Here is a 23957-nt window from a genome sequence, read left to right as displayed (position 1 = left end):
CCGGCACGCGAGCGTGCCGGCCTGCTTCGCTTAGAAGTCGTAACGTGCCGTCAGCCAGAACGAGCGCGGCGGATTCATCACGTCCCATGCGCCGGAGTTCGGCAACTGCTGCATGATGTCGTTCTTGTTGACGCCGGTGACCGTCGGCAGCATGGTGTCGTACGCGCTGATGTACTTGTTGTTGAGCACGTTGCGCACGTCCAATGCAATCTGCAGGTTCTTGATGCCGGCGTACTGTATCGAGAAGTCGAAGTTACGCTGCTGCGGCAAGTAGTTCAGGTCGGCCGGATTGTTGTTCAGCTTGCGCTTGTCCATGAAGCGATGGCGCAAGTTCATCTGGACATCGCCCACCTGGTAGGAAAGCGTGTTCGACACCACCCAGCGCGGCGTCTTCGCCATGATGCCGGCGAACATGGTCAGCTGGTCGTCCTGCGGGCCGGGGCTGCCGGCAGACCAGTTGCCGACTGCGATCGCGCGTCCCTGCGAGTACAGGCCTGAGGTGCTCCAGCTGAAGTTGGGCGTGACACGCCACTTCAGCCAGCCTTCCAGGCCCTTCGTCAGGTAGTGGTTCAGGTATTCCACCACATAGGTACTGCCGTCGACCGCCGCAGGCGTTTGCTGTATCCACTCCAGCATTTCGGTGCGGTAGGCGGTCAACTGGCCCGTGACCGGGCCGTGGCCGAACACGTAGGCGATCTCGTCCTGCTTCAGGTCGACCTGCGGGAACAAAGGCTTGTTGTCGGCCGCGAACTGGGTTTGATAGCGGTTGATGGTGCCGATGATGTTGTTTCCGGCCAAGCTGTGGCGGTAGTAGACCTTGTCCTGCGGCGTGAGGTTGTAGCCGACCGAGGCGCTGTAGTTCTTCAAATACACCTTCTTGGACGCATCGACCGTTGCGCCGCGCACGTAGTTCTGGTTGTCGTACCAGGTCAGCGGGTTGCCGTCCAGGCCACCATAGCTGCGCGAATTGGGGCCGTAGGACTGCGGCGCCGTCAGGAAGGGGACGGTGTGGGTTTTCACCAGGGTCAGGTTGCCCTTGTAGCTGGCGTTCAAGTCCCACTTTCCGGGCGACCAGGAGCCGCCCAGCATAGGCTGGATGTCACGCTGCCGGCTCGAATAGACATAGGGGGTGAGCCCGTCGACGTTGCCGCCGCCGATGCGGCCCCAGCCGCCCTCGTCGGTCAGCTGGTAGGTGCCCTTGTCGGTCACGAAGCGCGCGCCCAGGTTGGCGATTTCGCCGTTGCCGAAGGCGGAGATGCCACGGCCGTTAAAATACGTCACCAGGCCCTGCTTCGCCTGCACGGCGAAAAGGCCGGCCTGCAGCCTGAAATTGTCGCCGGCATAGTTGGCCTGGAAGTTGAGCATCAGGTCTTTCGACTCGCGGGTGGCGTAGTTCGAATTGGTGACGTACACCACGTCCTGGTTGGTGGTGCCGCCGCCGGCCGGCACCATGACGCCGTTCACCATGCCGCCCGCCATGTCGAAGTTTGCGTTCGGCAAATTGGTGTAGGCCACGCATTGCGCGGGGCTGGCGGCGGCGCCGGCAGGACATGCTGCGCCGGTGCGGTAGTTGACCCCGTTCGAGGTGCCCACGTTGTTGTAGATCTTGGCGCGCACGGCGCCGCTGCCGATGTCGTAGAGCTCGTAGTAACCCGCCTGGCGGTTCAGGTTGGCCGACTCGTTGACCTTGGCCAGCCCCTGGTTGACGATGAACGCATCCTGCAAAATATTGCTGCCCCACAGCGAGCCTGGTCCGGCGCCGTAAAAGCCTTGCTGCAGCAAGGCTTTGCTGTTCTGCGCCTTGAGCGCCGAATTGAAACTCCAGCGTCCGCCGGTTTCGTGGTCCCACTTCAGCCAGATGGCGTCCTGCTTGTAGTTGGCGCCTTTTTCCGGATCATGGTAACGGGTGCTGCCGGGGCCGTCCACCAGGTCGGTCGGCACGTTATGCTGGCCGCCATGCAGGAACATATTGCCGCTGCGTACGAAGCCAGGCGCGGGCACCGGATTGACGTAGCCGTGCACAGGCTGGGTGAACTGGCCATTCCAGGAATTGGTATCGTCCAGGTGCTTGACCGTGACACTGACGGTACCGGTGGCATCGCCGCTCTCATAGTTCTTCAGCACGCGCAGCTTGACCTGCCCACCCAGGTTGAGCGGGTAACCCGGGTCGGTCGCGCCGGTCGAGGTGCGGTAGAAACCCGTCAGGCTGGCGCGCAGGTCGCCCGTCTCGTTCTTCCAGCCGAAATAGCCGTCGACCTGCTTCCACGACAGGTGCGGATCCTCGCCCTCGAAGCCGAGCCGGGTCTGGATGGCCGCGCCGGGCTGGATGGCGCCGGGCATGAAGTTAAATACGGCGCCGGCCGAGGAAGCGACCGAGGTGCCGGCGGAGCCGCCGCGCACCGATTCCACGCGGCTGGTGCCGATGTCGGCGCGGAAGAAGCTGCTGTCCTGGAAATTATTGAAGCGCACCGGCAGCACGGGCATGCCGTCCTCCAGGATGGCGGTCCAGAAGTTGCCGGTGGTCGGGCTGCCGGTGCCGACGCTCATGCCGCGGGTGTAGGATTCGTTGCGCGCCACCCCTTCGTTGGTCTCGACGACCACGCCCGGCATGTCGCGCAGGTAGTCGTCCGCGCTGATCGGCGCGAACTTGCCCAGGTCTTTCGCGTCCAGCACCGAGTACGATACGTTGGCCGACTTGGCTTCGGTCGCGCCCACGGTGCCGGTCACGATGACGGTCTGGCTGTCGCTCTTGACCGCCTCTTTTTTGACCTCCTCCTTTTTAACGGCCTCCGCCTTCGCCTTTTCCTTGGCCGGCGCGACTTCCTGCGCCAGCGCGGCGCTCACGCTGAGCAAGCCGGCGCTGGCCAGTATGGCCAGCGCGACCTGCGGCCTGGGGGCCGCGTAGCGGCGTTCGTTCAGGGTGAACTTTTTCTTCATGTCTTCCTCTTTTCTCTTTTTTATTACCTGGTGGCGCCAGGTGCGCTTGCAAATGTTATCGATAACCTGCGCGAGCCAAAAAAAGGCGTGCAACGACACGCCGCCAGACGGGGCGACAATGTCGTTCACACGCTTGAATCGAAGGGACGGCGCCGCCGCCCCTGCCCTGCTTATTTGTAGCTGACGCCTTCGACGAAGGGGCCGATGTGCAGGACATTCTGCTCCGGCCCCGTCAGGCGCTTGCCGGCCACGGTGACGTTGTCGAGCAAGACGCCCTTGACCTTGCGGTTCGCGTCGTGGCCGTAGATGACGGACGCATTCGGCGAACCCTTGCCCGAGAACGCGATGTTGCGCAGCGTGACGTTCTCGATGCCGCGGCCGGGGCTGGTGTTGTACTTGGGCGTGTAGGCGATGTGCAGGTTGAACAGCATGCCCTCTTCGATGCGTTCCACGCGGATGTCCTCGAACACCACGTCGCGCACCAGGTTGTCGTCGCCGGCCATGATGCCGATGACGCCCTCGTACTCCGGATCGTCCTCGTCATGCTCGAGCACATCGATATTGCTGAAGCGGATGCGCTCGATGACCTCGGGCTCGGGATGGGCGGCGCTCGGCGTGTTGCCGTGGATGCCTATCATCACCGCGTGCGCGACGTCGGCCCACAGGGTGGAGTCGCGCACGCTGATGTCGCGCGAGTTGCCCCAGATGTCCCAGCGATGGTTGTAGATGGTGACGCAGTCGTCCGAGGTGCGGATGAAGCTGTCGCTGATGTTGACGCGTTCGCAGGCGAAATGGCCCAGGCCGTCCGACCAGGGGGCGCCGCCGATGGAGCGGATGCTGCGCTCCTCCACGTCCTGCGAGGTGATGCAGCGCATCGTGCCTTCGGGCTGGTTGACGAAGATGGGACCGTCGATCGACACCTTCTTCGAATTGCGGATCTGCAGCTGGCTGACGCCGTAGAACAGGCCGTCGCTGACCACGCGGACATTCTCCACGCCGTCGATGATCAGCGGATTTTTCAGCATCGCGCTGCCGTGGATATAGACCGTGGAGTTCGAGCGCAGGCGGAATTCGCCGGCGTGGATGCCCGGGCCGAAGAAGACCGTCGGCTGCGTGAAATCGGGCGCCGTGCCCTGCGTGATCTGCTCGGAGGTCAGCCCTTCCGGGATGGCCGGCATGTCCTTGCGGATCGCATGGGTGAACAGATGCAGGTTGTGCAGGCGGTCGCCGTCGAATTCGACGCTCAGGTTCTCAGGCTTGCGCAGCGTGAAATAGGCAACTCCGTCCTTCACCGTCGGCTTGATGCCCTTGGCGTCCGGCCGCACCGCCACCGCCGAGAAGCGGCCGTTATTCTTTTGCACGGCGACTTCGACGCTGCCGTCGAAATTGAAGTACACCATGGACGCTTCCTGCTTGGTATCGAGGTCGACCTTGACCCGGTATTCATACAGGTCCTGCCACACGCCGCCCGGGGTGCGCACGCGCACCGTGAAGTCGTCGTTGTGGTGGGTGTAGCGTATGGGCTGGGGGAAGGCGAACGTCTGCAGGCGATCCGCCCCGCTGGCCGCCGCCGCGGCCGGCGCGGCCGGCGCGGCCTGGACAGCCGCTGCGCAGCCGAGCACGCACACTACTGCCGCGATATATTTTGTCAACACTTGCTGTCTCCTGTATGGGCCGGGTGGAATGCCCGGGCCGTGTTATCGATATCAACAACGAATATTATCAGGATTTTCGCGGGCGACACAAGATATTAGACTCAGGTCGGGGAACAGGCATCGGCCCCGTCGTTATCGGCCAGCGACACGTCGTGCAGCAGGCTATAGTGGCGAAACGCGGCGCGCAAGTCGTCGCGCAGGACTTTGTTGTCCCAGGGCTTGGTATAGAAGCGGTAGATCGCGCTCTTGTTGACCGCCTGCACAATCGATTCCAGGTCGGTATAGCCGGTCAGGATGATGCGGAAGATGTCCGGATACATTTCCTTGACGCGGTCGAGAAATTCCGTCCCGTTCATGTGCGGCATGCGCTGGTCGCAGAGTATCAGCTGGACTTCGTATCTGGCCAGCAAGTCGAACCCTTCCGCCGCCGACCCGGCCGACAGCAGGCGGTAGCCATCCAGGCGCAGCAGGCGCCGCAGCGACGACAGCACACTGGGATCGTCATCGACCAGCAACAGTGTTTTTTGCAGTTCGCCCGCGCGGGCCGCCGGCAGTTGCAGGCGCAAATCCTGCAGCAGCAGCGCTTCCAGCGCCGCTACCGGCAGCGGCTTGCTGAACAGATAACCCTGGATCTCGTCGCAGTGGTGGCGCCGCAGGAACGCCAGCTGGGCGGGCGTCTCTACCCCTTCGGCGATCACATTGAGCTTCAGGCTGCGCGCCATGCCCAGTATGGCCAGCACGATGGCGGCATCGTCCGGATTGCTGGTCACTTCCCGGATGAAGGCGATGTCGATCTTCAGCTTGTCGATGGGGAAGCGGCGCAGATAGGCCAGGCTCGAGTAGCCGGTGCCGAAGTCGTCGATCGATATTTGCACGCCCAGCCGCTTCAGATTCTTCAGGGTGGTGATGGTCCGTTCCGTGTTGGCCATCAATGAGCTCTCGGTCAGTTCCAGTTCAAGCAGATCCGGCGGCACGCCGTGGGTTTGCAGCGCCTCGATCACATCGGCCCCAAGGTCGCCCTCGGCGAACTGGCGCCCGGCGACGTTGACCGAGACATTCACCGGGCCGATCCCGGAGCGCAGCCAGGCCCCGATCTGGCGGCAAGCCGTGCCGATCACCCAGCGCCCGGCTGCCACGATCAGGCCGGTTTCCTCCAGCACGCCGATGAAGACCTGCGGCGACCCCAGGCCGTATCCGGGGCGCTGCCAGCGCAACAGCGCTTCCAGGCCGACGATGCGCCCGCTGGCCGCTTGCACCTTGGGCTGGTAATGCAGCAGGAACTCGTCGTTCTCCAGTGCCTTGCGCAAGGCAATCTCCAAATCCAGCCTGGCCAGCACCTCGACGTTCATCTGCGCGGTAAAGAAGCGAAAAGCATCGCGCCCGGCCTGTTTTGCCCGGTACATTGCCGTGTCGGCGTACTTGATCAGCTCTTCCGGAGTCGACGCGTCATTCGGGTGCATGGTGATGCCGATGCTGGCCGTCATGTTCACTTCGTGCCCCCCGAGCGCGAACGGCGGGCGCAGCACTTCGCGTATCTTGTTGGCCACGGCAGCCGCCGTATTGTTCCCGTCCGGCATCAGGACGATCAGTGCGAACTCGTCGCCGCCAAGGCGCCCAACCGTGTCGCGCACGCGCACGCATTGGGAAAGGCGGTCGCTGAACTGGATCAGCAGCTCGTCGCCGCAAGAATGGCCCAGCGTGTCGTTCACGTTCTTGAAGTTGTCCAGGTCGAGAAAGAGCACCGCGAGCAGCCAGCCATTGAGTTGCGCCTGCCCCAGCATTTTCTCGAGGATATTGTAGAACAGCGTGCGGTTCGGCAAGCCCGTCAGGCCGTCGTGGTGGGCCTGGTGCTGCAACCGGTGCTCTGCCTGCTTCCGTTCTGTGATATCGCGCAGCACGGCAACGATGATCCAGTCGGCACCGGAACGCAGGGCCTGGCGATGGATTTCGACGTGCACCCAGGAATCATCCTTGCGGCGTATGCGGGCCAAAGCGCATTCGTTGGTCCCCTTCGCAATCAGATCGTCGTACAGCGCTTCAAGATCGGACGGCGACGCGGCACAAATATCGGCCGAGCCCATCAGCATGAGCTCCTCCCGGCTGTAGCCGCACATGGTGCAGGCGGTGTCGTTGACTTCCACGAAACGCATCGTCGCCCGATTCAGCAGAAAGATGCCGTCGGCGGTGGAATCCATCGCCGTGCGGAAGCGCCGCAGGTCTTCCTGTCCCTGCTTTTGCTCGGTGATGTCCAAGTGCATCACCACAGCGCCCTGGCGGGATTCCGCCGCCAGCGGTGACGCGGTCAGCAGAAACCAGACCAGCTGGCCATCCGCCATGCAGGAATATTCGGAGGAGAAGCGGGTCTGCTTGCCGGACAACACGGCGCGGATGCCGTCAGCGATGAGCGCCGCCTCTGCCCCGCGCGTCCCTTCCCGCCGCGCCTGTTCGCACAGCCGAAGATAGTTTTCCCCGACGGCGTGCCCGGGCGCCTGTACCGCATCCGTCGTGCCACAGCATTGCCAAGCGTCGTTGACCGACATGATGACGCCGTCCGGGCCGAGCATCGCGATGTGGGCCGGCAGCGCATTGAGCATGGCGGTCTGGCGCGAGGCTTCGTTCAGCCGCATCTGCTCCTGCGCGCGGCGCAGCAGAAATGGGCGGCCATGCCGGTCGGTGATCGAATCGATCTCGCCGCCGGTGAGCTGCTCAAGCCGCTCCACGCTGTCGTGCAGCGTGGCAATCAGTTTCGTCACTTCCATGGCGGCCTCCTTCCTGCATGCCCGCGCGTCTTATCCCGGCGGCAGGCCGAGGGCGAGCAGCACGTCGCCCGTCTGGTTCAAGGTGCCCACTATCCTGCGCTCGGCGAGCGGCTCCAGCTTGAGCAGGGTCGGCGTCATGAAGACACCGTCCTCCAGCGCGCGCATCTGCTCGCGGAAGACGTCGATGACTTCGATTTCGTAGCGCTGAGCCAGATGGGTGTCGCACAGCGCCTGCAGGTTCGCCCTGGCCTGTACGGAATTCTGCGCGTCGCCCGCCACGTAAAGGCGGAATTTGTAAATGGAAGTACAATCCATGCTGTCTTACTCTCTCTCCGTATGAAGGTCCGCGCCTCGCAACTCCGCCATCCGGCTGCGTCCCCGCACCACTTCGCGCTCCCGGCTTTCGATGGTGCGGACCAGCAGCGCCTTCTCGACCTGCTTGGCGACCAGTTCGGTCTGCACGGCCTTGAGCCGCACCTCCAGTTCCGCCTCCTCGGCATCGAGCCGGACTTGCTTGAGCTGGGCAGCCACTTCCGCCAATTCCGCGTTGACCCGCTCCGCGCTCTCCTTCTCCCACCGTAAAGTGCCCATCAGCACCTCGCCGCCGGCGCTGTACGTATCGGCCAGGGTGACGCCGGTGTCGCTGAGGATCAGTTCACGCACCTGGTTCGAGTGCGCCGTGCCGCGCGATTTGATGATGGACATGCCACGGTTGCGCTCGCCCGCCTGGACCAGGTAGTTGAGGTGTATCCAGGTGTCGGCCAAGGTCGAAATCTGCAGCGGCGAGCCGCCTTCCGCCTGGCTCGCCATTTCGTCGAGCAAGCTGGTACATACCAGCGTGATACCCTGCGACTTGGACCAGTCGATCAACCGTTCGGCCACGCTGTGCGCGGTCAGCTCGTTGCCCGATTTGGACAGCGTCGAGACGGGATCGATCACCAGGCAGCGCGCGGCGTGCTCGATAGCCAGCGTCTTGATGCGCACCAGGTAAGTTTCCGCGCTGCCGGTGATGGTGCGCGCCGATATCATGCTCAGGCACCCGCTCTTGACATAGGCGTCCAGCTTGATGCCCACCGAGGACAGGTTGCGCACCACCTCCGACCCGTCGGAATCGAAGCTGACGAACATGGTGCGCTCGCCGCGCCGGCAGGCCGCCTCCGCGAACGCACCGCTCAGCGTGGTCTTGGCGGTGCCGGGAAAGCCGGTGATGAGGACACTGGCGCCGCGGTAGTAGCCGCCCCCCAGCATGGTGTCCAGCCGTTCGATGCCGCTGGAGACACGCTCATTGGTCACGTTCGCGTCGACGTGGCCCAGGGTGCGCGCGACAGCCACCTCGAAGCCCTTCTTGCTGATCAGGAAGGGCGACTCGTTTTCATCGAACGCCGAGCCGCGGTATTTCTGCACCCTCACATTGCGCTGGGACACCCCGAGCACGACGCTGTGGTTCAGGACGATGGAGCAATCGACCATGAACTGCATGAAACCGAAGGACTGCGGCATGAAGTTGTCGGCCCCCTCGCCTGTCTTGGCGGTGATGATGGCCGTCATTTCGTGCCGCAGCAGCCAATCGTGCAGGCGATAGATTTCGCGCCGTTTGGACATGGCGTCGGGCAGCAAGGCCAGCACAATGTCGAGCGCATCGATGACGATGCGCTTCGATTTCATCGCCGCAGCCTGCCCTTCCAGCGCGGCCAGCATGCCGCTCAGGTCGAAGTTGCCTGAGAGCACCAGGTCGGGCGCATGCCCTTATACATAAGTCGGATCTGACCGAAGCGCACCCAGAAAACCCGTTTACATTCAAGGACTTGCAACGCCCCTTGTAAACTACCGCCATTTCGCGTTTACTCTCGCCTTTTAGGTGACGCGTTGACGATAGCATCAGCACACTGGGCGGCCAATGAATTTGCACAGTTGGATCTCGGCGACGCGCGCCTCAACAAGCGAGCGAGGACGTTGATGGAACGATTTGCAGCCGATCCGGTGGCCAGTATCCCGGATGCCTGCCATGGCTGGGGCGAAACGATGGCGGCCTACCGTTTCTTGGGTAACGAGGCGGTCGATTGGCGCGACATCATGGCACCGCACTGGGAGCAAACGCGGCGCCGGATGCAGGAGCACCCCGTGATGCTGTGCCTGCAAGACACGACCGAATTGAATTTCAACGGGCAGGAGACCGAGGGGCTAGGGCCGTTGAGCTACGAGGCCCAACGCGGCATGTATTTGCACCCTACCTATGCCGTGACGCCGGCGCGCGAAGCGCTGGGCGTGCTCGATGCCTGGATGTGGGCGCGCACCAAGAAGGACGACTCCGGCAAGCGGGGTGGTCCGAAGGAAAGCCTGCGCTGGGTGGAGGGCTACGACCGCATTGCCGAGATGGCGGCCGACTTCCCGCATACCAGGCTGGTCTATCTGGCCGATCGGGAAGCCGATTTGATGCCGCTGATGCGGCGTGCTCAAGAGTTGGGAGCGCCAGCTGATTGGTTGATCCGTGCGGCGCACAACCGCTGCCTGCCTGACGGCGGCAAGCTGTGGGACCACACCACGGCCGGCCCCGTCCTGGGCGAGATCGCGTTCACGATGGCCTCCCGGCACGGCGTCAAGGCAAGGCCCGTGCGTCAGCAACTATGGGCTCAGCGCATCGAACTTCCCGCAGGCAAAGGCAGGGTTGCCGTGACCTGCATCGTGGCACGCGAGATCGATGCGCCGAAGGGGGCCAAGCCGGTCGAATGGCGCTTGCTGACGAACCGGCAGGCCACCAGCCGGGACGAGGTCATCGAATTGATCGACTGGTATCGCGCACGCTGGGAAATTGAAATGCTGTTCGATATCCTCAAGAACGCCTGCCGCATTGAAGCGCTTCAATTGTCGCAGGCGGGCCGGCTGGAGCGCGCCATTGCCATGTATCTCGTCGTGGCTTGGCGCGTTGCGCATCTGATGCGCTTGGGCCGTACTTGCCCCGATCTGGACGCTACACAATTCTTTGACCGGGCAGAAATTCAGGCGGCGTACATGCGCAGCAAAGGACCACCGCCGGCATCACCACGCCTGAACGAAGTGCTGCGCCTGATTGCCGGATTCGGCGGCTTCCTAGCTCGCAAAGGCGATGGAGAACCCGGCGTCAAAGCAATTTGGAACGGACTCAGAAAAGTGCGCATGGCAGCCGAGGCCATCCGCGCTGTCTCGACCTATCGATGAAACGGATTTCTGTATAAGGGCATGGGTCGGGCGCGGGCTGCGCATTGAGGAAATACAGCGCCTTTTTGTCCTGCAAATACGGAATGTCCCAGCCGAAACCATTGGCGTTGGCAACGATGCGCTCCGACGCCTCTTCGAACGCGACGAAAATGCCCGGTTCATTGCACTCGCGGGCGCCGTGCACCAGGAATTGCAACGATAAAATGGTTTTTCCCGAGCCGGGGCCGCCGGCCAGCAAAGTCGTCCGTCCTCTCGGCAAACCGCCGTCGGTCATTTCATTCAGGCCGGTAATGCCGGTCAACGCTTTCGAAAATCCCCGCGATGACGCCGTCGGTGCTTGGTTCATGGCCGTATACCCTATGAATAAGATGAAATCCGCTAGCGCTAAAGTCCGGCTGCGGAAAGGATACGACCGGGACAGAACAGGCCATCTGAAATATTTTTCAGCCGCCGGAAACGTAAAATTCAGTTTAGCACGCACCCTTCTTATTCTCAGGCAATAATATATTTAATCAGTTTTTCGGCCACAAAAGCGCTAAACAGCGGCCGCTGTTCTGGACAAGCCCTATCTCACATTTACAGGAACATCATGCGTATGCGAATCGGCAAAAATTCGATTCCGCGACGGCGTATAAGGCGGAGGGTATTTACTTTCATTTGAATATCAACCCCCGTCCGCCGCGTATTCGATACGGTCGCGCCCGTTTTCCTTGGAGCGGTACAGGGCCTGGTCGGCTCGCTCGATCAGTTCCGCCGAGGCCAGCGGGCGGCGCGGTTCGAAAGCGATGACGCCGAAGCTGCCGGTCACGGTGATCGACTCCTGCTCGCTGACGCGGATCGGTTCGCAGCGGATCGCCTGCCGCAGCTGCTCGACGCGCTGGTGTCCGCTGGCCTCGTCCAGTCCCGGCAGCAGCACCAGGAACTCCTCGCCGCCGTAGCGCCCCACGGCGTCGCTGAGCCGCACAGCGCCCCCCAGGCGCGCCACCGCTTCGCGCAGCACGGCGTCGCCGGCGGCATGGCCATGGGTATCGTTGACGCGTTTGAAATGGTCCAGGTCCAGCAGGATCACCAGCAAGGGGCGTTGCTGCGCGAGCGCCTGTTCCAGCGCGCGCTCCAGGATGTCCAGGATGGCACCGCGGTTCCAGGCGCCGGTCAGGCTGTCCCTCAGGGCGCGCTGCGCCAGCTGCTCGCGCGACAGCTCCAGTTCCCGCGTCCGCTCGCGCACCAGCTGCTCCGTGTAATGCTGGCGCCGCAGCAAATGCCGGATCCGCAGGCGATACAACAACGTCAGCGCCAGGACCGCCAGCACACCGCTCAGCAGGTAGAACGGCACGGTGCGCCACCACGGCGGAGATACCCTGACCGCATGTGTTTGCACTGCCGATGCACTCTGGCTGTTGGCGTTGCTGACGTAGTATTCGAACTGGTAGTCGCCCGGCGGCAAGGCGGCATAGCGCACGTGCGGAACGGCGGACTCGGCCCAGCCGCTTTCGAGCCCGGCCATCCGGTAGTGAAAGCGCAACCTGCTGCGGTCCTGGTAGTGCGGACTGGCCAGATTCAGCTCCAGCGACGCGCTCGACCAGGGCAAGGCCCAAGGCGCCCCCAGCGCCAGCGGCTGGCCGTCGCTGCGGGCCGCCTGGATCCGCACGCTCAGGTCTTGCGGCGCGAACAACAGTTCGGGGCGGTGCACATGGGAGGCGCCGTTGCTCGTTGCGATCCACATGGAGCCATCGGTGTCCTCGTAAAAGACACTGCCGTTGGTGTCGTTCCAGACCAAGCCATCGTTCTGGTTGAAAAAGCGCCATTGCGCCCGATTCCAGATGGCGATGCCGGCGTCCGTGCCCACCCAGAGCCAGCCGCGTTTGTCCTCGTGCAGGCCCAGGATGCTGGCGCCGCCCAGCAGGCGGTTGTCGATAGCCCGGTACTGCAAGCCTTGCTTGCCGGGAGTGGCACGCCACAAGCGCCCCGACGTGTCGCCCAGCCACAGGGAGCCGTCCGCGGAACAACTCATGTCGCTCAACTCCGCGCCGCCGATTGCCTTATCGATGGGATGCCGGCTCCAGCCGCCGCCGTCCAGGCGCAGCAATTGCTGCGCGCTCTGGAACCAGATTGCCCCGCCGCCGCCCCTGCACAGGGAGGTGTAGCCAGCCTGCTCGGCGCCGCCGGGCTGCACCAGGCCTTCCGGAGGATGCGCCGGCTGCTCCGGCTTGGTGGTGTCGAGCACGGCGATGCCATCGCGCGTGGCCAGCCAGAGGCGCTGCCGCTCGTCGACCAGCAAGCGGTTAATCAGCGGCAGGCGGCTCGGATGAAACGTCGCCTCGCCCTCGCCGGTCAGGCGCGTCAGCACACCGGAATACGAGCCGCCCCATACCTGGCCGCCCCCGTCCAGCACCATGCTGGACCATTGGTCGCCGGACACGCCTGCCGCAGCCGGGATGAAACGTTGCGCGCCAGGCATCAACCTGGCCGGGCCGGAGCGGGTGCCGGCGTAGAGCACGCCGGCGGCATCGCGGACGAAGGAGAGCACCACGTCGTCCGGCAAGCCCTGCGCGGCGGTCCAGTTTTCCCAGTTCCCGTAGCCCAGCCAGGTAATCAGACCGAGGCCGCGCGAACCCATCCACAGACCGCCGCCCTGATCGAACTGCAGCGCGGTCAGGCTGCCGGCCGTGCGCAAGCCGTTGGCGGAACCGTAGTGTTCCCAGCGCGATCCGTCCCAGCGGAGCAGGCCGACATCGGCATTGCTCAGGATGCGGCCCTGGCCGTCCTCGCCCAGCACCGGCCGCAGATTGGTCTTGCGCAGCAGATCGCCCGGCGGGGTGCGGTCGACGAATCGTTTGGCCCCGGACGGCAGGGCCGCGATGCGGTGGTCTCCGCGCGCCCATAACTGTCCGCTGCGATCGCGCACGATGGCGCGCCAGCTGTCGGCAGGCACGCCCTGCGCGGGGCCCCACACGGTCACGCCCGCCGCACCGCTCTGACACAGCGATTGGCCGCAACCCAGCCAGAGGCTAGCATCCTTGTCGGCGTGCACGCTGGCGATCTCGGCCAGCACGGCGTGCTGCGCGATCTGCTGCTCGGAGAACACCGGCTGCAGCCGGGCCCGGCCGTCGCGCAGCGTCAGCCTGTGGACGCGCTGGCCGCTCACCAGGTAGCGGCTCCCGCCGGGACCGGCGACCAGGCTCTGGGACGGCCGCACGCCGATCTTCCGGCCGTCTTCCAGCAGCACGGGCTGCAAGCCCTCACCGACCTTGAGGAAGAGACCGTTGTAGCTGCCGACCCACAATTTATCTTCATGATCGACCAGCACCGCAGTGACCAGGGGATCGCTCAGACCCTCGGCTTGCCCATAACGCTGGAATCCGGCGCCGTCGTAGCGGAACAAGCCGTTCTCGGTGCCCACCCACTGGTAACCGGCGCCGTCGCGCGCCAGCGCCGTGACGGCCAGATTGGCCAGGCCCTCTTGCTGGCCGAAATACCGCAAAGGCATTTGCTGCGCCGCAGCAAGGGCTGGCAGCAACAGCACCACCAGCGGCGCCAACAACGGCGCCAACAACCGTACCAACAGCCGTGCCAGCAGCCGTGCCAGCAGCAGCAGCGGCCGCAGGGTCCGCAGTCCGCAATACGGACCGGGGGCCCGATCACGCGTTTTGATGAATGTTTGTCGTCCCGGCAAGGCTCGGCCTCTGCGTTCATGGTTGCACTATTGCGCAGGATCAGCTTACGGCGGAGCTCCGCCTTTGCCAAGAAGAATTCCTTCGCAATCGGCCCGCCGACGCGGCCCAGCCACAGGCGGAGCCCGCCGCACGCCAGCCCGGGATCGTGTAAGATGCGCAAGCTAGACTGCGCGCTATCGCCTCACCTGACCAAATATTGACCCATGAAGACTATCGCAGTCATCGGCGGCGGCATCACCGGCGTCACCACTGCCTACGCGCTGGCCAAGCGCGGCCTGGACGTCACCTTGTATGAGCGTCACCGCTACCCTGCCATGGAGACGTCGTTCGCCAATGGCGGCCAGCTGTCGGCATCGAACGCGGAAGCCTGGAACCACTGGTCCACCGTGCTCAAAGGGCTGAAATGGATGTGGCGCCACGATGCGCCGCTGCTGGTGCGTCCGGCGGCAAGCTGGCACCAGCTTTCCTGGTTCGCCGAGTTCCTTGGCGCCATGCCGCGCTACCGCGACAACACCATCGCGACGGCGCGCATGGCGGTGGCCGCGCGCCAGCATCTGTACGCCTGGGCCGCCGAGGAAAACATCGAGTTCGACCTCAAGCGTAAAGGCATCCTGCACATCTACCACGACAAGGCCGGCTTCGACCATGCGGCGCAAGTCACGCGCCTGCTGGCGCAGGGCGGCCTGGAACGGCGCGCGGTCACGCCGTCGGAGATGCGGGCGATCGAACCAACGCTGGCCGGCGATTACTACGGCGGGTTCTACACCGACAGCGACGCCAGCGGCGACATACACAAATTCACCGTCGGCATGGCGGCGGCCATCGAGCGCCTGGGCGTGCGCTGCGTGTACGGAAGCGACATCGGCCGCTTGTCCGCAGACGGCCGCGGCGTGCTGGTGGGCGCGCGCGGCGGCGCGACTTACGACGGCGTCGTCGTGTGCGCCGGCAATGGCAGCCGCCGCTTCGGCGCGATGCTGGGGGACCATGTCAACGTGTATCCGGTCAAAGGCTATTCGATCACCGTCAACCTGACCACGCCGGAAAGCCAGCTCGGCGCGCCCCAGGTGAGCCTGCTCGACGACGCCACCAAGCTGGTGGCCAGCAGGCTGGGGCAGGATCGCTTGCGCATCGCCGGGACGGCCGAATTCAACGGCATGAACCGCGACATCCGCGCCGACCGTATCCGGCCGCTGGTGGATTGGGTGGAGCGCTGCTTCCCCGACGTCAATACGCGCTCGGTGGTGCCGTGGGCAGGCCTGCGGCCAACCATGCCCGACATGATGCCCAAGGTGGGACGCGGCCGCGCGCCGGGCGTGTTCTACAACACCGGGCACGGCCATCTGGGCTGGACGCTGGCGGCCGTCACCGCCGACGCGGTGGCCGAGGCCGTGCTGCGGGACAGCCGGCGCTGAGGCGTCAGAAAACGGGCCCGGCTCCCTCGCCGCGCGGCGGACCGCCTGGTCCTTGCCCGGGACCCTGCCCCGGTCCTGGACGCTGCTCCGGCCGCGCCTCGGCCGCGCTCGACGCGCCTCCTATGCGGTAGGACAGGCCGATGTAGGCGACGCGGCCGTCAAAGCGACGTATCGTATTTTCCTTCAGCGTCGCCGTATCGATGACCGATGCCATCCTGTTTGAACTGAACACATCGGTCACGTTCAGCACCAGGTTGAGCTGCGGAGTCAGCGCGCGGCGCAGGCTCAGATTGAGCGTCCGGTTCGGTTCCCGGTAACCCTGGCCGGTCAGTGTCTTGCCCTGCATTTGCAATGCCGCCTGCAGCTGGGTGGCGCTGTCGACCTGGTAGTTCAGGCGCGCGCGGCCGCTCAGCGACGTCGCGCTCCGCGTGATCTCCGCGCCCGTCAGGTCGCGCGCGGTCTGCTCGCTGCGGGCCAGGTTGCCGCTGGTATTCAGCGTCAGCGACGGCGTCAGCTTGCCGTTGACGGTGAACTCCAGGCCGCCCGCATGGCCGCTGCCGCCGTTTTCACGCGTGGTCAGCAGCACGTTGTCGCCGATGAAGTAGCGGCGGTCGACGATGGCGTCGGTGTCGCTGCGGAAGTAGCCGCGCAGATTGGTCTCCAGCGCGCCGAACCTGGTTTCGTAACCCAGTTCGAAGGAATCGGTCTTGGTCGGCTTCAGCATCGGATTGCCGGACGAGACGTTCAGCTCATCGCGGTAAACAACGTAGGGATTCAAGTCGTTCGCCAGCGGACGGCGGATGCGGTGCGCGTAGCTGAAACGCAAATTGGCCGTGTCGCTCGCCTTGTAGGTGGCGAAGAAGCTGGGAATGGCGTTGACATAGCTGTTCCTGGCCTCGGTGCCGCTGGTGACCTGTTCGATGTCCATGTCGGTGTATTCTGCGCGCAGGCCCGCCAGCGCACCCCAGCGCTCGTTCAAGCGCATCTGGTAGGAGCCGTACAACGCCACCGTGCGTTCCTCCAGATTGAAGCGGTTGCTGCGCGCCGGATCGGCCGTTTCCGCCAGCGTGGCCAGGTTGATGCCGGCATACAGTGTGTCGAAGCTGTTCCTGGTGCTGGCCAGTTTGTAGCCCAGCTTGGCCGTGCCGCCCGCCAGCGGCCGTTCATAGTCGCCGGTAAAGTCGACGATGCGGTTGCTGAACTCGCTGGACTGGCGGCTGCGGCTGTCGCCAGCGTTGAAACGGCGCACGGCGACCACGTTGGCGTAGGCGCTGTCGCTGCGGTTGTCGGAGGCGGAGACGCGCAGATCGGTCTTCAGGGTTTCGCCGGGCAGCGCGCCCTTGCGGTCCCAGCGCGCGCCCCAGCTGTAATTCTTGCCTTCGCCGTCGCGCAGCGTGCTGCGCACGTAGTCGCCGATGGTGGCCGCGCCGGCGTAGGAGACGTAGCGGTCGGTCGATGTCTGGTCGTTGCCGCGCGCGTTGTAGGACGCGCTGGCGGTCAGCGTGTCCTGCGCGCCGAGGTTGTAGCTGACAAGTCCGTTCAGGCCGGCCATGTTGTTCAGGCCCTTGGCGACCGACGCCTGGGTGCTGTGCTCGGTGGCGCCGGTGGCGGGATTGAACCGGTCGCGCACGGTTTCACCGGTCGAGTTGCGGCCGTCGTGGCGGACGTTGATGCCGCCCTGGTAGCCCCACGGGCCCTCGTTGTAGCTGCCCGACACGGCGCTGTTGTAGCGCCCCGCCGTACCGCCGTTGGCGTTGACCGTGGCGAAGCCGCCCGGCTTGCGGTTGCGGCGCATCACCAGGTTCAGGATGGGGCCGCCGCCGCCCTCGTTGCCGAACTGGGCCCCGGGGTTGTTGATCACTTCCACCGATTCGATGTCGTCCGCCGCCAGCGCGTTCAACGTGGCGCCGCGGTTATCGCCCTGCATCATGGCCGACGGCTTGCCGTCGACCAGGATCTGCACATTGGTGCTGCCGCGCAGAGTGACCGTGCCGTCGGGATCGACGGCCACCGAGGGCACGTTGTTCAAGGCGTCCGCCGCCGTGCCGTTGCTGCTGCCGACGTCGGACTTGACGTCGTATACCTGGCGGTCGATGCGGTTGGTCGGGCGCTCGCCGGCCACCGTCACCGACGTCACGGGCGCGCCGGTTTCGGTGGACTTCGCGGCGGCGGACTTGGGCTCCGGTTTGGCTTTCAGCACCACCTCGGACGGGGCGGCGGGTTTCGTCTGCGCCAGAGCGGCGCTACCGGGAAGCAGTGCGGCGCCGCTGGCGACGCAGCAGGTGAGGAAAATTTTTTGCATCGGCCGGTGATAAATAGAGCTGCATGTAAGGGATGACCGCATTCTATCCGTGCTTCAGCGATAGATAGTTTGCATTTACGCAGCTTTACACGGGCTTTACACAGCAGAAACATTTAGCCGCACAGGCCCATCGTCCCGTGGACGCCGAGCAGGCATCAGTTCTGCACCTTGTATGCTTTCAGTATCTCTTGAAAGTAAGGTTTCGCCTTTTCCACTGTCATCAGCGCCTGAAGCTGCTGCAGGTCTTCGTTCAGCGCATGGTCCGAAGCGGTGATGATGTACCAGGACATATCCCCCACCTGGTAACGATTAAGGCGCGACTCGCTGACATTGCCCAAGGTGACGATGTTCGTCGTGCCGATCAGGTTGGTAAGGCATAGCGCATCGACGCGCCGCATTTCCATCATGGCGACCGCCTGGCGCCAATCGTTGGTCTCGTGAACCTTGTCCTGAATACCGCGTTTTTTCAGGTAGTCGATAAATGGGCTGCCACGCCGTACCGCGATTTTCCCCAGGCGTGCCAGTTCCGCGTCCGATTTGATGGTTTTCTCATCGAGGGTAAAGACGTTGACTTTGTCGGAATAGACCTGGAAGAACCAGTTGAAGCTCTTCTCCGTGAATTCATTTTTCCCTGTGGCAGCAAAAATGGCATTCGGGATTCTGTCGAGAACTCCCGGCGCCCTCGCCCAGGGAATCTCCACACTCCGGATACTGATGCCGCCCGCCTTGGCAGCATTCCTGATCAATACTCCAGCGACACAATCCAGTTCGCCATTCTTTTCACATATCAACGGCGGATTGTCGGTCCAGTAAACCTTGATCTCCCTGGCCTGTACGCCGCACGCGACGATGCCCGGCAGGAGAACAGACAGCACTTTCAGCGGGACCATACTCATGGCGGATCATCCTAATGGTGTGAGGGCAGAAATATTCCATAGAGACATAGCACCGAGCTAGCTTACCCTAAAATGGGCTGGCCGCCAGCATGAGCAAAGCCCCGGCCTCCGGCGCGCGCCAAAAGGCCTTGGCAAAACGAAATATTGACCTGGATTAACTTTCCCCGCCTGGACATTTGACACTGGCGATGTCCGGGCGGATGATGATCGTATGGCCGCCAGTACCGATAAGGACTACATTGATGCCAAGCTCGAGGGCACATCCGCCCACTTGCTTGGCGAAGTTCGTCTCGCAAATGCCGAATTTGCCGGGAACCTGAAGGAGTACCAGGCGCAGTCAATTGCGCGCATGGACATGCTGGACCAAACGATAAAATCGGGAATACTGTCCGCGCGCGACGAGCTCAATACGAAATTGGCGCTGATTGAGGCCAACGTCTACCGGGTCCAAAGCGAAATCATCAGGTGGGTTGTCGGTGCAATCATAGGCGGCGCCGCAGTAACAATCTCGGCCACGTCTTTCCTGCTGAGCAGCGCAGGTCTCAAGTGCCCTCCCGCATCTGCCGCTCCGGTAGTCGTCTACGCACAGCCGGCGCCAGCCGAAGCGGCGCCAGCGACTCAAGCTGTCCCTGCGAACCGTCCAAAGTAGAGGCGGCAGGCGCCCGTCTGCCCTCCGCGCGCCAAGCGACTTGGTTCAGGCACGTGCGACTTTGAACCAGAGCAAGCTGGTGCGAACCGTCGCCGCACTGCTGTGCTTTATCAGTGCCCTGCTTCTGCTGGGGCGCTACGCCACGAAAGGCGCGACCGGTTCCAGCGGCGAGGCAATGACGGGCTTGATGCGCTCTCTGTGGGAGCAGACATCGGAACGCCGGCTCAGGCTGGCGTCAGCTTGTCCAGTCGGCCGATTGTTCCGACAGGCTGCGCGCCAGTTCGCCGCCTTTGCCGCGCCAGAACTCACGGTCCGCCTCGCGCACCCGCTTGGCCGCGTGCTCCATGTGGCTCTTGGCTGCGGCGCGCGCCTGTTCGGGGTCGCGCGCCGCGATCGCGGCCAGCAGTTGCTCGTGCTCGTCCTGCACCTGGCGCGTAAAGTCTTCGCGGCGCGCCTCGTTGGCGCGCGTGACCTTCACGGCCGAACGTATCGGCTCGGCAAACATGTCCACCAGGCGCACCCAGGCCGGATTGCCGGTCGCCATGGCGATGCACTGGTGAAAATTCGCATCTTCCTCCACGCCGTCCGAGCCCGCAGCCACCGCTTCTTCCAGTTTGCGTAGCGCGTGTTCGATGTCGGCCAGCTGTCCCGGCGTGCGGCGCACCGCGGCGAGCGCCGCAATCTCGGCCTCCATCCCCTCGCGCACTTCGATGATGTTGAGCAGCGACTGGATCGATTGCGCTCTCATGCTGTCGGACCGGAACGCCGGCGCCGCGTCGGCCTGGCACACGAAGGCGCCGCTTCCCTTCCGGGTTTCCAGCAAGCCGTCCGCTTTCAGCAGGCCTATCGCATCGCGGACCACGGTCCGGCTCACCCCGAAGTGCTGCGCCATGGCCTGCTCGGACGGCAGCCGCGTGCCCGGCGCCAGCCCTTCCGCGCGTATCTTGCTCAGCAATTGCTCGGCCACCCGTGCGCCCAGGGTGCCTGTCTGAAAGCTGTTTTCCATATTTACTGTGTGCATAGGAACATTTTACCCACCCGAAGCCCATTCTTGCTGAAAAAGTTCAAAGGAATTGATTGACATACAAATTTCAGACGAATATGCTTAAAACATACAGATTTCAGACAACATGGAAGGCAAAGGGGAAAATATGCATGTCTTGATTACCGGAGGCGCAGGCTTCCTTGGGCAGCGCCTGGCGCGCAAACTGCTGCAACGGACCGGCGGCGACGCCGTCACCAAGCTGACGCTGGTGGACATGTTCCCGGCCCACGACTTTGGCGATGCGCGGGTCCGTAGCATGGTAGGCGACATCTCGGACAGCGGCATGCTGCGCGAAGCGGTCGGCGCCGATGTCTCCTCGATTTTCCATCTCGCCGCAGTCGTCAGCGGCCAGGCGGAAGCGGATTTCGACCTGGGCATGCGCGTCAACCTGGACACCACGCGCGCGCTGCTCGATATCTGCCGCGCCAACGGCAACCGGCCCAAGCTGGTGTTTACGAGCTCGGTGGCGGTGTACGGCGGCCATTTGCCAGACGTAGTGCAGGACAACACGGCGCTCAGCCCGCGCTCGTCGTACGGCATGCAGAAAGCCATCGGCGAACTGCTGGTCAACGACTACAGCCGGCGCGGGTATATCGACGGCCGCGTGTTGCGCCTGCCGACCATCAGCGTGCGGCCCGGCAAGCCGAACAAGGCCGCCTCCTCCTTCGCCAGCGGCATTATCCGCGAGCCACTGAACCGCGAACCAGCCACCTGCCCTGTGCCGGCGCACACACGCCTATGGCTGCTCTCGCCGCGCCAGGCGATCGAATGCCTGGTACAGGGCCATGACCTGCCCGCGTCCGCGCTGGAAGACAGCCGCATCGTCAATCTGCCGGGGATCTCGGTCAGCGTGGCCGAGATGGTCAGCGCCCTGCACCGGGCCGGCGGCGAAGATGCTGTCGCCCGCATCCGCTGGGAACCGGACGCCACGGTCGAACGCATCGTCGGCGGCTGGCCCGCCGCCTGGGACACGGCGCGCGCCGGCGCGCTAGGCTTCGAAGCTGACAGCAACGTCGACGCCATCATCCAGGCCTACATCGAAGACGACCTTGCGCGCTGAAGCCGCTGCCCGGCGGCCGCAAGTTGACCGCCTGTTCGATCCGTCGCACTCGTCGATCGAATTCGTGGAGCAGGCCGCCAAGGCGCTGGGCAAGTCGCCAAGCGTGTAGTTTCGTGCGATCATATTCCTCGTCGTAGCATGCCTCTGCTCCGTGCAAAGGCCTTGCTTGACGAATTGATCGCCGGTTTTTCCAAGCAGTTCCTGGCACGGGCCACTGCCACTGGACCGCGAGATCCCGGGGCGTGTGGATGCGCTGACGTTGTAGACAGGATGGGAGACGGAGGGACCCGCGACCAGCCAGCGCCTGACCCTGTACCTGAGCGGCCGCCAGGCTGGCCTGCGCGCGCTGTTCAAGATCCGGAATTGACAGGTTCAAGGCTTAACTGCGATCCTTGACCAGAAGCCTGTCGGAGTTAGGTTCGTCCGCTGCAAAAATACCTGGGGCCGTCCATATTTCGCCTGTTATGATGCCGGAGACCGTACCCGTCCAGAACGTGCGGCACTGAGACAGTTCGATATCCTACGTATATGCAAGAGTTCTATAAGAAAGCGCTGCTGGCGCTGATTGTCCTGCTCGTCGTGGACGCGCTGCTGGCGGTATTTCTTGTTTACCGCGCCTTTCCGACACAGACGCTGATGCCGGCGCATAAAGATGGCTCCCGCTGGCATTACGGAACGTATTCCGATGTGGCAGCTGGCGGAGCGTCGTCAGTGCGCTTGCACGACACGTCGCCCGACCGGCTGCGCTTTGACTTCAAGCTGAAGGACGTGGCCACGTATCCCTTTGTCGCCGGCGACCTGAAACTCCATGACGACAAAGGACAGAAAATCCACGAGGATTGGTCGAAGTTCCGTACCATTTCCTTCGTTGCTAAATGTTCACTAGCCACTGCCTTGGCCTTCGAGGTGTCCGCCTTCGATGAAAAAATCTCCAAGCCAGGCAAGTTCGAGACTTACCTTCCACCTAGAACGTTTTTTTCGTGCAATGAACAGGGTATGCCGGTGACGCTCGATCTGGCCCGGCTGCTTATTCCCGATTGGTGGTACACCTCGATGAAGCAGGACTTGGGGCGCCAGAGTTATAAACTGGACAAGGTCGGGAAAATCCTGTTTGGCACCAGCGCTGCTACTCCACACAATGTCGATGTCTATATTGAAATCAGCGAACTGACATTGCATGGCCGCGATGACCGCTATTTGGCCGCGCTGGTGGTCATTATCCTGGGTGGATGGGTGGGATTTGGCGTTTGGTTTTTTCTGGCCCATTCCCGCGCGCTGTTGGCCAGCGTGGATTCAAAAATGAAAATAAATTTGCCGTTCGTGGCCTATCGTCAGTTAACGCTGGAACCGTACAAGGACAAGGAGAAGGCGTCGGTCTTGCGATATATCGCCAGCTCTTATATCGATCCCGAAATGGACCTGGACACTGTGGTGGAAGCGACCGGCGCCAACCGCCATAAAATCAATGAATTGCTGAAATCTGAACTTGGCATGACATTTACCGGTTACCTGAATAAATTGCGGCTGACTGAGGCATCCAGGCTGCTGACTGAAAAAAGCAGCGCCGCCGTGTCGGAAATTGCGTATATGGTTGGCTACGCGAATGTTCCTTATTTTAATAAGCTGTTCAAGGACGAATTTGGCTGCACGCCGAAGTCATTCAGGACGCTTGCCGCCCAGCAACGACAGCAAGAGCAGCCCGCCGACAGCGCGCCGTCAGCACCACTCGCCTGAACCGCTGCATCCCAGGCACTAGTGGCTTACTTGGCGACTGGAGTGGCAAATCAAAGCGACGGATTTTTGTGCCAGGCAAGGCGCAAAAAGACGCGCTTTTATGCCACGGTCTGTTGCCAAACGATCCACTAGGTCTGAGCTCACTCGTCCTCCCTGCTCAGCCTGAACACCCCGGCTGAACCGTTGCTATCGCGCGCTTATGCCAGGCGCAGGGGGCATTCGCGATTCCATCCCTTGCCAGTGCCCATTTCTCCGGCCGATCCACGACTGCTCCACGAGTGGACCGTGGCATGGCAACCACGTCTCCCGGTCCACTTGCCCGACCTTTCCGCCAGCTGCCACGGCGCGGCGGACTTTCACTATGGCTAATTTTCCTTGCAATTTCTGTGGTTTGCAAGAAATTTGCCCGCCGACGATAGTGTTGCTCATGATGCACAGCCTAGGCTGTAGGCGTGGGCCAGCTACCGCACCGTCGTAGACGCAAGATAAGGGGCGCAGTTCCGCTGTTGAGCGTGTGATGCCTTAATGCAAGACCGCGCTGGAATCGCGTGATCGCGGGTGGACTGGCTTGCGGCAGGTCCGTTGGCCTGCAAGCGGAATGTTTCTATTATAAAAATACAGTTGGAGACACGATCATGC

At 63.2% G+C, this 23957-nt stretch carries 15 protein-coding genes; 5 read left to right on the top strand and 10 right to left on the bottom strand.

Annotation, left to right across the window (positions count from 1 at the left end; genetic code table 11):
* Positions 1-30: 30 nt before the first annotated feature.
* The 5 genes from ACSQ8Y_RS07660 to ACSQ8Y_RS07640 all read right to left on the bottom strand — a co-directional run bounded on the left by ACSQ8Y_RS07660 (position 31) and on the right by ACSQ8Y_RS07640 (position 9079).
* Positions 31-2937, bottom strand: coding sequence for a TonB-dependent receptor plug domain-containing protein (locus ACSQ8Y_RS07660; RefSeq protein WP_436265852.1), 2907 nt, complete (start codon positions 2935-2937; stop codon positions 31-33).
* Between the two features lie 170 nt (positions 2938-3107).
* The gene (locus ACSQ8Y_RS07655; protein ID WP_436265851.1) at positions 3108-4589 is read right to left on the bottom strand and encodes a glycosyl hydrolase family 28 protein; all 1482 of its coding nucleotides are present in this window, start codon (positions 4587-4589) and stop codon (positions 3108-3110) included.
* A 104-nt stretch (positions 4590-4693) separates the two neighbouring features.
* Positions 4694-7351 carry an EAL domain-containing protein gene (locus tag ACSQ8Y_RS07650; protein ID WP_436265849.1) on the bottom strand — a complete coding sequence of 886 codons (2658 nt, stop codon included), beginning with the start codon at positions 7349-7351 and terminating at the stop codon, positions 4694-4696.
* Positions 7352-7381: 30 nt separating this feature from the next.
* A complete protein-coding gene (locus tag ACSQ8Y_RS07645) occupies positions 7382-7666 on the bottom strand; it encodes a circadian clock KaiB family protein (RefSeq protein ID WP_436265848.1) in 285 nt (94 codons plus the stop codon).
* Positions 7667-7672: 6 nt separating this feature from the next.
* Positions 7673-9079, bottom strand: coding sequence for an ATPase domain-containing protein (locus ACSQ8Y_RS07640; protein WP_436265847.1), 1407 nt, complete (start codon positions 9077-9079; stop codon positions 7673-7675).
* Between the two features lie 138 nt (positions 9080-9217).
* Between ACSQ8Y_RS07640 and ACSQ8Y_RS07635 the strand changes: the two genes are divergently transcribed.
* On the top strand, positions 9218-10546 hold the full coding sequence (locus ACSQ8Y_RS07635) for an IS4 family transposase (RefSeq protein WP_436264815.1): 1329 nt from the start codon (positions 9218-9220) through the stop codon (positions 10544-10546).
* Here ACSQ8Y_RS07635 and ACSQ8Y_RS07630 read toward each other — a convergent pair.
* The gene (locus tag ACSQ8Y_RS07630) at positions 10491-10892 is read right to left on the bottom strand and encodes an ATPase domain-containing protein (protein WP_436265846.1); all 402 of its coding nucleotides are present in this window, start codon (positions 10890-10892) and stop codon (positions 10491-10493) included. The two genes, ACSQ8Y_RS07635 and ACSQ8Y_RS07630, sit on opposite strands and share 56 nt — an antisense overlap.
* A 318-nt stretch (positions 10893-11210) precedes the next feature.
* On the bottom strand, positions 11211-14096 hold the full coding sequence (locus ACSQ8Y_RS07625) for a ligand-binding sensor domain-containing diguanylate cyclase (RefSeq protein WP_436265845.1): 2886 nt from the start codon (positions 14094-14096) through the stop codon (positions 11211-11213).
* A gap of 327 nt (positions 14097-14423) precedes the next feature.
* Here ACSQ8Y_RS07625 and ACSQ8Y_RS07620 point away from each other — a divergent pair, with 327 nt between their 5' ends.
* The gene (locus ACSQ8Y_RS07620; RefSeq protein ID WP_436265844.1) at positions 14424-15632 is read left to right on the top strand and encodes a D-amino acid dehydrogenase; all 1209 of its coding nucleotides are present in this window, start codon (positions 14424-14426) and stop codon (positions 15630-15632) included.
* A 4-nt stretch (positions 15633-15636) separates the two neighbouring features.
* On the opposite strand, the gene ACSQ8Y_RS07615 is transcribed toward ACSQ8Y_RS07620, so the two are convergent.
* Both ACSQ8Y_RS07615 and ACSQ8Y_RS07610 read right to left on the bottom strand, forming a co-directional pair.
* Complete coding sequence (locus ACSQ8Y_RS07615) at positions 15637-17934, bottom strand: TonB-dependent receptor domain-containing protein (protein WP_436265843.1); 2298 nt, start codon at positions 17932-17934, stop codon at positions 15637-15639.
* A gap of 155 nt (positions 17935-18089) precedes the next feature.
* Positions 18090-18830: a substrate-binding periplasmic protein gene (locus ACSQ8Y_RS07610; RefSeq protein ID WP_436265842.1), complete on the bottom strand. Its 741-nt coding sequence runs from the start codon at positions 18828-18830 to the stop codon at positions 18090-18092.
* A gap of 211 nt (positions 18831-19041) precedes the next feature.
* Between ACSQ8Y_RS07610 and ACSQ8Y_RS07605 the strand changes: the two genes are divergently transcribed.
* Positions 19042-19479 carry a hypothetical protein gene (locus tag ACSQ8Y_RS07605; protein ID WP_436265841.1) on the top strand — a complete coding sequence of 146 codons (438 nt, stop codon included), beginning with the start codon at positions 19042-19044 and terminating at the stop codon, positions 19477-19479.
* A 235-nt stretch (positions 19480-19714) separates the two neighbouring features.
* Here ACSQ8Y_RS07605 and ACSQ8Y_RS07600 read toward each other — a convergent pair whose 3' ends face one another.
* Complete coding sequence (locus ACSQ8Y_RS07600) at positions 19715-20485, bottom strand: FadR/GntR family transcriptional regulator (RefSeq protein WP_436265840.1); 771 nt, start codon at positions 20483-20485, stop codon at positions 19715-19717.
* A 145-nt stretch (positions 20486-20630) separates the two neighbouring features.
* On the opposite strand from ACSQ8Y_RS07600, the gene denD reads away from it, so the two are divergent.
* Positions 20631-21584 (top strand): D-erythronate dehydrogenase, encoded by a 954-nt coding sequence (denD, locus tag ACSQ8Y_RS07595; RefSeq protein WP_436265839.1) that lies wholly within the window; start codon positions 20631-20633, stop codon positions 21582-21584.
* Between the two features lie 528 nt (positions 21585-22112).
* A complete protein-coding gene (locus tag ACSQ8Y_RS07590; protein WP_436265838.1) occupies positions 22113-23318 on the top strand; it encodes a helix-turn-helix domain-containing protein in 1206 nt (401 codons plus the stop codon).
* Positions 23319-23957 lie beyond the last annotated feature (639 nt).

Source organism: Pseudoduganella sp. LjRoot289 (assembly GCF_964252925.1).
Lineage (GTDB): Bacteria > Pseudomonadota > Gammaproteobacteria > Burkholderiales > Burkholderiaceae_D > Rugamonas.
The sequence above is the reverse complement of the archived record's forward strand: the minus strand, read 5'-3'. Positions and strand labels throughout refer to the sequence as shown.

What these genes read in the sequence shown, in the direction of transcription:
- ACSQ8Y_RS07605 (WP_436265841.1), top strand. Translation starts at nt 19,042, where the DNA reads ATGGCCGCCAGTACCGATAAGGACTACATTGATGCCAAGCTCGAGGGC.
- ACSQ8Y_RS07620 (WP_436265844.1), top strand. Translation starts at nt 14,424, where the DNA reads ATGAAGACTATCGCAGTCATCGGCGGCGGCATCACCGGCGTCACCACT.
- ACSQ8Y_RS07615 (WP_436265843.1), bottom strand. Translation starts at nt 17,934, where the DNA reads ATGCAAAAAATTTTCCTCACCTGCTGCGTCGCCAGCGGCGCCGCACTG.
- ACSQ8Y_RS07590 (WP_436265838.1), top strand. Translation starts at nt 22,113, where the DNA reads ATGCAAGAGTTCTATAAGAAAGCGCTGCTGGCGCTGATTGTCCTGCTC.
- ACSQ8Y_RS07610 (WP_436265842.1), bottom strand. Translation starts at nt 18,830, where the DNA reads ATGAGTATGGTCCCGCTGAAAGTGCTGTCTGTTCTCCTGCCGGGCATC.
- ACSQ8Y_RS07600 (WP_436265840.1), bottom strand. Translation starts at nt 20,485, where the DNA reads ATGGAAAACAGCTTTCAGACAGGCACCCTGGGCGCACGGGTGGCCGAG.
- ACSQ8Y_RS07645 (WP_436265848.1), bottom strand. Translation starts at nt 7,666, where the DNA reads ATGGATTGTACTTCCATTTACAAATTCCGCCTTTACGTGGCGGGCGAC.
- ACSQ8Y_RS07630 (WP_436265846.1), bottom strand. Translation starts at nt 10,892, where the DNA reads ATGAACCAAGCACCGACGGCGTCATCGCGGGGATTTTCGAAAGCGTTG.
- denD (WP_436265839.1), top strand. Translation starts at nt 20,631, where the DNA reads ATGCATGTCTTGATTACCGGAGGCGCAGGCTTCCTTGGGCAGCGCCTG.
- ACSQ8Y_RS07650 (WP_436265849.1), bottom strand. Translation starts at nt 7,351, where the DNA reads ATGGAAGTGACGAAACTGATTGCCACGCTGCACGACAGCGTGGAGCGG.
- ACSQ8Y_RS07660 (WP_436265852.1), bottom strand. Translation starts at nt 2,937, where the DNA reads ATGAAGAAAAAGTTCACCCTGAACGAACGCCGCTACGCGGCCCCCAGG.